This is a genomic window from Moorena sp. SIO4A5, from assembly GCF_010672005.1.
Lineage (GTDB): Bacteria > Cyanobacteriota > Cyanobacteriia > Cyanobacteriales > Coleofasciculaceae > Moorena.
Genome location: NZ_JAAHHZ010000180.1, coordinates 1 through 10,670, shown reverse-complemented (window position 1 = coordinate 10,670; position 10,670 = coordinate 1). Strand labels below are relative to the sequence as shown.

Annotated in this window: 10 protein-coding genes and 1 pseudogene; 5 read left to right on the top strand and 6 right to left on the bottom strand. The window is 43.6% G+C overall.

Going from position 1 to position 10,670, the window contains the following annotated elements; genetic code table 11:
- Both F6K57_RS31045 and F6K57_RS31040 read left to right on the top strand, forming a co-directional pair.
- Nucleotides 1-226, top strand: a pseudogene (locus F6K57_RS31045) (WD40 repeat domain-containing protein); the annotation flags it as partial.
- A gap of 265 nt (nt 227-491) precedes the next feature.
- Nucleotides 492-914: a ribonuclease HI family protein gene (locus F6K57_RS31040; protein ID WP_293020205.1), complete on the top strand. Its 423-nt coding sequence runs from the start codon at nt 492-494 to the stop codon at nt 912-914.
- A gap of 170 nt (nt 915-1,084) precedes the next feature.
- On the opposite strand, the gene F6K57_RS31035 is transcribed toward F6K57_RS31040, so the two are convergent.
- A complete protein-coding gene (locus tag F6K57_RS31035) occupies nt 1,085-1,348 on the bottom strand; it encodes a hypothetical protein (RefSeq protein ID WP_293020207.1) in 264 nt (87 codons plus the stop codon).
- A 236-nt stretch (nt 1,349-1,584) separates the two neighbouring features.
- The gene (locus F6K57_RS31030; protein WP_293072000.1) at nt 1,585-1,755 is read right to left on the bottom strand and encodes a hypothetical protein; all 171 of its coding nucleotides are present in this window, start codon (nt 1,753-1,755) and stop codon (nt 1,585-1,587) included.
- A 201-nt stretch (nt 1,756-1,956) separates the two neighbouring features.
- Between F6K57_RS31030 and F6K57_RS31025 the strand changes: the two genes are divergently transcribed.
- Nucleotides 1,957-3,468, top strand: a complete 1,512-nt coding sequence (locus tag F6K57_RS31025; protein ID WP_293072001.1) for a DUF1800 domain-containing protein — start codon at nt 1,957-1,959, stop codon at nt 3,466-3,468.
- A 4-nt stretch (nt 3,469-3,472) separates the two neighbouring features.
- On the opposite strand, the gene F6K57_RS31020 is transcribed toward F6K57_RS31025, so the two are convergent.
- Nucleotides 3,473-3,631 carry a hypothetical protein gene (locus F6K57_RS31020; RefSeq protein ID WP_293071999.1) on the bottom strand — a complete coding sequence of 53 codons (159 nt, stop codon included), beginning with the start codon at nt 3,629-3,631 and terminating at the stop codon, nt 3,473-3,475.
- A gap of 165 nt (nt 3,632-3,796) precedes the next feature.
- Between F6K57_RS31020 and F6K57_RS31015 the strand changes: the two genes are divergently transcribed.
- Nucleotides 3,797-3,982 carry a hypothetical protein gene (locus F6K57_RS31015; protein ID WP_293071998.1) on the top strand — a complete coding sequence of 62 codons (186 nt, stop codon included), beginning with the start codon at nt 3,797-3,799 and terminating at the stop codon, nt 3,980-3,982.
- Nucleotides 3,979-5,208, top strand: a complete 1,230-nt coding sequence (locus F6K57_RS31010) for a DUF1501 domain-containing protein (protein WP_293071997.1) — start codon at nt 3,979-3,981, stop codon at nt 5,206-5,208. The genes F6K57_RS31015 and F6K57_RS31010 overlap by 4 nt, the downstream gene beginning before the upstream one ends.
- Here F6K57_RS31010 and F6K57_RS31005 read toward each other — a convergent pair.
- The 3 genes from F6K57_RS31005 to F6K57_RS30995 are packed head-to-tail and all read right to left on the bottom strand — an operon-like array spanning nt 5,187 to nt 10,570.
- Nucleotides 5,187-5,408, bottom strand: coding sequence for a hypothetical protein (locus F6K57_RS31005; protein WP_293071996.1), 222 nt, complete (start codon nt 5,406-5,408; stop codon nt 5,187-5,189). The genes F6K57_RS31010 and F6K57_RS31005 overlap by 22 nt on opposite strands.
- 39 nt (nt 5,409-5,447) lie before the next feature.
- The gene (locus F6K57_RS31000; protein ID WP_293071995.1) at nt 5,448-10,346 is read right to left on the bottom strand and encodes a hypothetical protein; all 4,899 of its coding nucleotides are present in this window, start codon (nt 10,344-10,346) and stop codon (nt 5,448-5,450) included.
- Nucleotides 10,343-10,570 (bottom strand): hypothetical protein, encoded by a 228-nt coding sequence (locus tag F6K57_RS30995; protein WP_293071994.1) that lies wholly within the window; start codon nt 10,568-10,570, stop codon nt 10,343-10,345. Before F6K57_RS30995 ends, F6K57_RS31000 begins: the two co-directional genes overlap by 4 nt.
- Between the last annotated feature and the right edge of the window lie 100 nt (nt 10,571-10,670).

The following is a 10,670-nucleotide window of genomic DNA, read 5'->3' as shown; positions in this document are numbered from 1 at the left end:
GATCGCAATTAATCCAGTTAATGGCACAATTCTCGCTAGTGCTAGTCGTGATGGGGTGCGGTTGTGGAATTTGAACACTGGTAAGCAGATTGCTTGGTTGACTGGACATCAAGATTGGGTACAATCCCTTGCCTTTAGTCGGGATGGGCGTTTTCTGGCTACTGGGGGATTTGATCGGACGATTAAAATTTGGCAGGCGAATAGAACAGAGGTGGCTCGACAGTAAAAAAATACCAATTAAAGTAGGGTTGGAACAGGTAAGCGATCAGCTACAGCAGTCGAAGCCTAGTTTAGGACAGTCACTTTTCCTCAAACCTAGATACAAAGCTAGTTTAACTTCTGACTTCTGACTTCAAACTTCTGACTTCTGCTATATCAGCGATCAGCTATCAGCTAAAGGCTAACCACTGACCGCTGACTACTGACCGCTGACTGCTGACCGCTGACGGCTAAATGCTTACAACCAAACTCCCTACAAGCTAAAGAATATTATGACAGATAAATCGAATAATATTGCTATTATTCATTTCGATGGTGTCAGCAAAAGACGAACTAATCAATCCGCCTGTGGTGCTATAATTCAGTACCAAGGTGAAGTTTATCCAGTCTCTCAATACTTAGGATTTACTACTCAGAACCAAACTGAATATATGGGGCTAATCCTTGGACTACAGAAGACTCTAAAGCTGGGAGCAAAAGAAGCCAAAATCTATGGGGATTGCGAACTAGTAATTAACCAGCTCCATGGGGATTATATGGTTAAAAACAACAATTTGGTTAGCTTTCACACCCGAGCCAAAACCCTTCTTGATAAACTGGATTTCTACGAATTAATCTGGATTAACAAAACCCAAAACCTTGAAGCTGACCAGTTAGCTAATGACTGTATTGATTTGGAAAAGTCCCAGAAGTAAAGAATGCGTGGGGTTTGCAGTAATTTCAATAGGAAAGGGAATAGGGAACAGGGAATAGGGAATAGGGAGTAGGGAGTAGGGAGTAGGGAGTAGGGAGTAGGGAGTAGGCAAGAGGAATCCCCCCTCTCCCCACACTCTTGGCTCTTGCCAATCCCAATGGAAATGGAATATCAGTTCTCTTTTGATGCCTGCTCCTCTTGCAACAGTTGCTCTTTGGAATCTCCCCAGTAGGCTGCGTAAGTCCAAACTTCGTGGTTATCGTTTTCTTTGCTTTCTACTGACCATCGATAAATAGCTGATTTCGGCTCAACCCCAATTTCTATAAGCTTGGCACCCATATAGTACTCCATTTGGTTTTTGGTCATATACTTGACCCCAGTAGGCTCATTCTTTTTTACGGTTCGGGACATGAAAGCTTTAGTATGTTTTGCCATTTTGTTTCTCTTTTGGGTGTGAATATTAAGAATTGCTGATGTCTTGCATCTATTCTTGACTAATCTCTAGCAAGAGTTAGACACAATTCTTAATATTCTAATGCTTGAAGCGATAACAGAGTTAGGTAAAGTACCCTACTTCCGGTATTTTCGGGCTGAGCAACGGCTGAACATCTAGTGATGGGATGGGCTTGATCGTTGCCAGACTTTGCTGCTGCTACACCATGCGATCGCTTTTAGCGGAAGCGAAGCTTCATCGCGTAGCGTGACCAAAGGTCAATCACAAATGCGTTCGCGTAGCGTGACCAAAGGTCAATCGCATTAGTATGAAGAAAAGGATGAAGGTCAGCAGTTGCATCCAGACCAGTGTACCAAAGGCACTGCCAACGGCAATTGTGGCTGATCATCCACTGGCCAGATCCCTCAGTGTTTAGTAACTAATCAAGTGCAATTCTCATCTCTCATCAAGAGTGAGGTGCACAGGATTTTTTTCCACTCCCCCCTCCCCGTGCGGTGAAACCACTACTAATAAAACTCTTCCCCCTACTCCCTACTCCCTACTCCCTACTCCCTACTCCCTACTCCCTACTCCCTACTCCCTAAAACCAATGTATCTGGGAAAATTGAACCTTAAGCCGGTCTACTGGCTATTAGGGTTAATCTTGGCAGTCATCCTCCTATGGGCACTACCCAAGCCTTGGCACGCTGCCAGTTTATCCACTGACCCGAAAGTATTGCATGTCCTCAATCGCGTTAGTTTTGGTCCTCGCCCTGGGGACATCGAACGGGTGAAATCCATGGGAGTTGATGCTTATATTCAGTCCCAACTTTCCCCAGAATCTATTCCTGAACCGCCACAACTGAGGAAACAACTCAAGAATTTGGATACCCTGGAACTGAATCCAGTGGAGCTATGGAAAGGCTATGCACCACCACAAGGTAAAAAGAAACGGCAGCTGACTCAGCAACAACGGAAGCAGGCTCAAAAGCGATCGCAAATACCTAGGCAGCAGGGATTAGAAGCCCGTTTAATCAAAGCGATCGCTAGCCCTCAACAGCTTCAGGAAGTAATGGTAGACTTCTGGTTCAACCACTTCAATGTTTTTGATAGCAAGGGATTGAATCGGATCTGGGTTAGTTCCTTTGAACAAGATGCCATTAGACCCCATGCCCTTGGTCGTTTTCGGGATTTGTTAGGTGCTACAGCTCACCATCCCGCCATGCTCGTCTATTTAGACAACCACCAAAACACTGCACCAGGAAGTCCAGGAGCTCGTGGTCGATACAAAGGGCTTAATGAAAACTATGCTCGGGAACTGATGGAACTCCACACCCTAGGAGTAGATGGTGGCTACACCCAAGAGGATGTAATTACCCTAGCGCGGATCTTGACTGGCTGGACTACTGACCGTGAGGGTAAGTACGGTGACAGTAGAGGATTTTATTTCGAAAGTAAGCGCCATGATTACAGTGATAAAGTTTTGCTGGGTACACCGATTCCAGGTAGTGGCAGCCTAGAAGGAGAGCAAGCCCTAGATCTGCTGGCTCGTCATCCCTCCACCGCCCATTACATTAGCTACAAATTAGCCCAGTACTTTGTAGCTGATCAGCCACCAGCAAAGCTAGTAGACACTCTAGCCCAACGCTTTGTTAAGACCGATGGGGATATTCGTAAGGTTCTAGAAACCCTATTTCAAAGCCCTGAATTTTGGGACACTCAGTATTACAACAGTAAATTTAAATCCCCCTATCACTACATCATCTCAGCAGTGCGAGCTACAGGCAGTAAAAAGCCCAAATGGAAAACCCTCTCTGGTATTATCCGTCAGCTAGGAATGCCCATCTACGGCTGCCCAACTCCCAATGGTTACAAAAATACTGAGAAGGCTTGGCTCAGTCCAGATGGGATGATTCGCCGGGTCAGCTTTGCCACCGCATTAGCCAATGGTAATTTCGAGCAGCGTCAACCTAAAGAAAAGCGTCAACCTGTAGATGCTGTCCAACTCAGAAAAACCCTAGCTAATCACTTTTCTGACCAAACCAAAGAAGTCATCGACAGTAGTCCTGCCAAGCTACGAGCCGCCTTGATTCTGGGCAGTCCAGAAATGATGTATCGGTAATCTATTAGGGAGTAGGGAGTCGGGAGTCGGGAGTAGGGAATAGGGAATAGGGAGTAGGGAGTAGGGAGTAGGGCGAAGAGTGTGGGAAGTGTGGGAAGTGTGGGAAGTGTGGGGCGGGGGCGCGGGAAGTGTGGGCAGAGGGAGTAGGAGTAAAAAAATTCACTGCACCTGATAAGTTTCAATAAGTATGATAAACGCTATCTTTTTGGAAGTATGACTGATTAATGATGACTTGTTATTTAAAAATTTTAAATCAATGTTTAAGGTAAATTTGCAATTATTATATAAGCTATTTAGAACATTTAAAAATAGATCATGAAACCAAATCATGATTTATTATAATACCAAAAATTCCTCGGATCTCTTTTCTAATCTTCCCTATTGCCTATTGCCTATTGCCTATTGCCTATTGCCTATTGCCTATTGCCTATTGCCTATGTCCTGCTCCCTGCTCCCTGCTCCCTGTTCCCTGCTCCCTGTTCCCTGTTCCCTATGCTATAAAAACCAACCATGAAAAGACGCAAATTATTACAACAAGCTAGCCTCCTAACTGCTGGCGGAATTATCTCTATGGGGAGTTGGGTAGCCAGAGGATTAGCAAATACGGCAAATACTAATCACCGTAAGCGATTGATTGTTATTTTTCTGCGGGGTGGCATAGATGGATTGAATGTAGTTGTGCCATACCAAGACGCTGATTACTACCAAGCGCGACCGAGAATAGCGATTCCTCGCACTGGGGAAAAAGGGGGAGTCTTGGATTTAGATGGTTACTTTGGCTTACATCCAGCTTTAGGTGATTTGATGCCTCTTTGGAAACAGAAAAGTTTAGCCTTTATTCACGCCAGTGGTTCACCAGACTCCACTCGCTCCCATTTCGATGCTCAGGATTACATGGAAAGTGGCACCCCAGGCATTAAGAGTACAGATGATGGCTGGATGAATCGACTATTAGGGACGATTCCCAAGGAAATACCAACTCAAGCCGTGAATATGGGCACAACAACCCCACGGATTCTATCCGGTCAGATGCCAGTGGCTAATTTACCGATGGGCAGAAATTATAATCACAAGCTGCCTGTAGACCGTCCCCAAATTGATGCTGCTTTTGATCAGCTCTATCGTGGTAATGATGCGATTAATCGGGCTTATCAGGAAGGAAGTGAAGCACGGAAGATACTGCTGGCTGAGCTAAAGGAAGAAATGATGGCAGCTAACCGGGGAGCACCACCTTCCTCTAAATTTGTTGGTGATAGCCGCAAATTAGCCAAGCTGATGGTGGGGGATGCTAAGACCCAACTGGCATTTTTGGCCTTAGGTGACTGGGATACCCATGTTAACCAGGGCGGTAGTCAAGGACAGCTGGCTCGAAAACTTAAGCCTCTTGGACAAGGGTTGGCTACTCTAGTCAAAGCCTTAGAACCGATTTATGCGGATACTGTAATTGTGGTGATGTCAGAATTTGGTCGTACCCTGGCAGAGAATGGTAACAAGGGTACTGACCATGGACACGGGAATGTGATGTGGGTCTTGGGTGGAGGAGTTCGCGGTGGTAAGGTCTATGGAGAGTGGCCGGGTTTGGCGGAATCCCAGTTGTATGAAAAACGGGACTTAGCAGTAACTACGGATTTTCGTGAGGTGCTGATGCCTTTGCTCAGGGAACATATGGAGATTGGAGACTCCAATTTAGCCCAAATCTTTCCTGGTTTTAAGTCTAATCAGAGTCTGGGGCTTTTGTAGGGAAAGAGAAGTGTCCGGGGAGGGGAGTGCGATCGCGAAGCGTGACCAAAGGTCAATCGCATTTTAGATGTAGGGTGGGCAGTGCTTTCGACAGATTCATGTGGTTGCCAATCCCCTTGGTAGGCACTGCCCACCATAGAAGCGTGACCAAAATTCATGTAGGGTGGGCAGTGCTTTCGACAGATTGATGTGATTGCCAATAGCCTTAGTAGGCACTGCCCACCAACGGATTAATCTTTTTAGTTGATGCCTTCACAAAGAGTGCGATCGCGTTCACTTACATTCGGGTTATTCTTCAGATAATCCCCAGCCCAATCACAACCACGTCGCAGTAGCTCATCTAGACTACTTAGAGCCAGATCAATATTCCACAAGATTACAGTGTTATCCTGACTAGCCGTAGCAAGAGTCTTGCCGTGAGGGCTGAAGCTAACACTATTGATCCCAGCACCACTACTCTGGAGTGTTTCAAGTAGTGTACCGTATCTAAACCAGAGTTTGACTGTCCCGTCACTGCTACCACTGGCAAGTATGATACCGTCGGGACCAAAACTGACGCTATTGACTGCACCACTATGTCCTTTTATACTTGCCAGTTCTTCACCTTTCAAATTCCAGAGTTTAATAGTTCCATCCAGACTCGCGGTAGCAAGGGTCTGACCGTCAGGGCTAAAACTGAGACTAATCACTGCAGCACTATGCCCCTTAAGAGTTGCCAGTTGTTTACCTGTTAAATTCCAGAGCTTAACGGTTCCATCCTTACTAGCAGTAGCGAGGATTTTGCCATTAGGGCTCAATTCGACAGTGTAAACATTATCTTCATGCCCCTCGAGAGTGTGGATTTCTTTTCTCGTCTTTAAATTCCAGAGTTTTACGGTTCCATCCTTACTAGCAGCAGCAATAATTTGTCCATCAGGGCTAAAACTAACACTATTAAACCACTCCGTACCACTTCGCAAGTTTACTATTAGTTGACCCGTTACAAAATCCCAGAGCCGAACATTTCCATCCAAACCAGCACTGGCAAGTAATTTCCCATCAGGGCTGAAACTAACGCTGTAAACACTAGCTTTATGGGCATCAATACTTTGGATTAGTTTACCGTCGAGACTCCATAGCTTTATTGTTCCATCCAAACCAGCACTAGCAATGAATTTACCATTAGGGCTGAAACTAACATTTATGACTGCACCTTGATGTCCTACCAAGGTCATGACTAGTCTACCGTCTCGTGTCCAGACCCTCACAGTTCCATCAAAGCTAGCAGTGGCAATTGTCTTACCATCAGGACTAAAGCTGACACTATCGACCGCAGCGGCATGTCCAGATAGGGTTTGGGTTTCGAAATTATAGCCCTCAACGCTCCAGAGTCTGACAGTCAAGTCTCTGCTAGCGGTGGCTAAAATTTTGCCATCGGGACTGAAGCTCATACTTGTAATCTCTCTATTACCACCTAGAAAGATTTGGAGTTCCTGACCTTCCCGACTCCAGAGCTTAACAGTTCCCTCGAAACTGCCAGTAGCAAATGTCTTACCATCAGGACTGAAACGGATGCTGCTGATTGTGGCACTAAATTCCTCAATAGTAAGAAGTTTCTGACCTTGAAGATTCCATAGTATGACAGCTCCATCTAGACTGGCAGTGGCAAGGGTTTGACCATCAGGGCTAAAACTGATGCTTGTGACTGCAGCTTTCTGTGCTGGAAAAGGTTGCCCAATTGGGTTACCTTGTCTGTCCCACAATCTTACTATTCCGTTGCGACTACCACTGACAATCACTTTACCGTCAGGGCTGAAACTGATACTCGTAATACTAGCTTTATGTGCTGGAAAGGGCTGCCCAATTGGGTTACCTTGTGTGTCCCACAATCTTACTATTCCGTCACTACTACCACTGACAATCACTTTACCGTCAGGGCTCAAAATTATACTTGTAACCTCAGCTTCATGCCCCTGGAAAGTTTTGAGCAATTTACCGTCTATAGTCCAGAGCTTGACGGTGCCATCAGCACTGCCAGTGGCAAGGATGTTACTATCACCACTGAAACTTAAACTGTTGACATCAGATGAATGCCCTACAAAAGTTCTTAATAATTTACCGCTTCTATGCCAGAGTTTGACGGTGCCATCAACACTACCAGTAGCAATCAAATTCTGCCCATGACTAAAAATGACGCTATTAACCCAACTGTCATAACCTTCCAAACGATTGCGCTCTCTGACTCCATAAATGGCTTGCTGTAATGTAGCTAAAGTCTGAGTGCGGGTATCGGTTCCTACTACGGTTGCTGACTTAAGTTGTCTTCCTGCTTTTAAAGCTGCTATTAGTGGATCAATTGACTCCCTATTTACATTATATAGGGCTTCTGAATATTTAGTAAGGGCAATAATTTCATTGTTTTTGGCTGTTCTAAAAGATAAGAATGAGAAGGATGCTAATACTGATAGAGACATTATTGCTGTAGTTAAGCCAACGAGTGATCTCCTATATATCTGATTTCGCTTGACTTCGATAAGTTTTCGCTGTTCTCTCTCCTGTTCCAACTCAGTACGTAATTCAGCAGATTCAGCAGATTCAGCAGTTTGTTTTCGTCTGCGAATAAAAGTAACAAGATAGTCATGTTCCAATTGATAGCGATTATTCGGATGTTCTGGCACACGTAAAACTAATCCCGATTTAACTAAAATATTTAATATTAAATCTAGGTTTTCTGTCTCATTTACCCTTTTCAATATATTGGAGTATAATTCTGCCCTAGTCTTGAGCAGTCGATTGTTGTTTTGATCTGTTAGACAGTATAAAAATAGTTCTGCTTTACGTTCATTTTCCTCCCCACAGTCTTCTACAACTCCAGCTAAGAATTGCTCCACTAGCTTTTCTTTAGAACCAATTTTTTGATACTCAAGTAGTTTAGTGATTTTATCTTCTTGCAATTGTGACCCTACAATCTGCAACTCAATGGGACGAACTTCTCCTAGCTCTCCTGCTAAATCTTTGACTAACTCATTAATTAAATTTTTATCTAAATAATACTGATTATTTTTAGATAACTTTTCAAAAATAATACGAGCTTCTTGAGGAGAAAAATTCCCTAAATAGTAACGATTCTTTCTATCGTCAATCGCTTCTATTTTAGTTAGCCTCTCTAAGAGTAACAAAAAGTGCCAATAATCTTCTCTTTGCGAGAAGACTATATGAAGATAAGGTATTTGATCTATACATGTTTTTATGAAATTTGCAAAAGTCTGTCTTTCAATTCGATTTGAAAAGCGTAAAAAGAACTCTTCAACCTGATCAAAAATTAAAACTGTTAACAAATTTCTGTTATAATTTTCTTGTAACTCTTCCAAAATACTGTTGACTGATTCAGAATTAATAGATGCACTAAAGCCTCTTGTATGTAGAGCCTCTGCCAATAATCTACTTAAATCTATGACCCAGTCAGTATAGACTCCTAGAGTCACTGGCAATACATCTCTCTGACCAATGGCTCGCTGCTTGAGAACTGGAACTAATCCTGCATAGATTAAAGAACTTTTTCCTACCCCAGATGGACCATAAAGGACGGTTAATTTATGATTAGGGTTGCCAATTCTTTCAAGCAAATTATTGATATCGCGTTGTCTACCAGAAGCGATAATTTCGTCTGCAACCATTTCAGGCTGCTCAAGGGCTGGAAGTTGAGAATTGGCTCTTCTGCGTTTTGGCTCTAATCTCCCTGTACCAATAAACGCTCGCAAGCCAAACTGTTGCTCAATGGATATTCGTTTTTGTTTAACTCTAAAAGCAGTTAAATAGTCACCCTGTTTAAAGTATGCTTCTCGCAAGCTTGCCAAAATCCTAATATAAAGCTCTGGAGCATAATGGGGTTTAGTTTCTGCTTTAGATCTCTTGAGATCCGTGATACTATTTTGATAATTACCAAGACCGTTTTCTGCTCTTGCCAATAATAATAAATACCAAGCTTTATCAACAGATGGCATTCCATCTAATTTTGCTTTATGCTCCGATAAAGTTGCTGTTGATTCAGCCGAAAAACTAGTTGGCAGGATGGAGAGTGCTTGCTCTGCTAATCTCTTAGCTTTAATCCAAGCTGATTTAGCTAAAGCTACCTCCGTCAGAAAACCATAATCTTTAGCTAACTCAATTGAATTACCATGGGTTCTATGGAGTGTTAGAGACCTTTGGGCTAAGGTTTCCAAGTCTTGCCATCGTTGTAAGCGTTGCAAGACTCTGGCAAATTGAGTAATCAATCGGTTAGCTAAATCCTGATCAGATATCTGAGCTAAACTATCAACACATTGCTCAAATAAATTTTGTCGTTCAGATTTTCCATAAGGACATAAACCGATATGAAATAAAACCATCCATTGCCAATCGCAACGGGTTATTACTTGCCATAGATCTAAGCTTTTTTCAAAGTAAATTAATGATTCTTTAAACTGTTGTTTAGCATAGTAATTTCGACCTACCATGAAGTAAAAAATAGCGTCTAAATCTGGCTCTATTTCCTGGTTTTGATGGTGTAAATATTGCCAAGCTAAACCAAATTCCGATAGATCATCTATCCCCCGATTCAGCTCATACAAAAATTTGTCGGGATCAGAGTCTGGAAAGGTAGCCAATATCTCCTTAGCTTGTTGAGAGAGAGTATAGATTAATTCATAAGATAAGGAATCAGGAGGGGTTTGAAACTCCCTAGTTGTGCCCCAACTCTCGAAATCAGGAGCAACCCGAACCAATTTGGTTTGAACGTCATCATTAATCCACAGCACTAGGGGGAAATGGAAATTTTTCCGAAACTCTTCCCGCACTTGGTTAGTGGCAGTCAGCAAGCTATCAATATCATCAACGGCCTCTAAGCCAAAGACCATCATAGCCCCTGGTTGCTGATCTCCTAAATCCTGCCGAATCTTGCTATAAAGTTTGCGATCAGACTTTTTCAGCACAACCTCGCGGATTGGAACAGGACAGCTTTCTCGCAGCCCCTCAGTCATTTGCTGCTGTACATAGGTATAGTTACAGTGTGCAAAAATCAGTGAAAATTGCCCCTGAGACGCTTCAATTGCCCAAGCCAATGTTTGCAACGCACGCTCGTTGTAGGCAGCAACTTCTTTGGTTTTATCGGAGGCACTCATATATAGCAAAGGGAACAGGGAACAGGGAACAGGGAACAGGGAGGTGCGTAGGGTGCGTTAGGGGCGGGCTTGCTATCATGTTCAACCTCAACACCCTGGTTGAGACAGCCCGCCCCGTAACGCACCACCCAAGGGCGAGCCCTCATTTTCCGCCTGGTAGCCAGTGTAGGGAACAGGGAACAGGGAACAGTGCGTAGTGGCGTGGCAAGCTTAATTTGATGCATTAGAATTGTCGGATTCAACATCTTCAAAAACAGCGATATTGATGCTTCAATTTAATTCGTGCATCTTGGGTTGTGAAATGCCAAATTACCTTACTAGCTG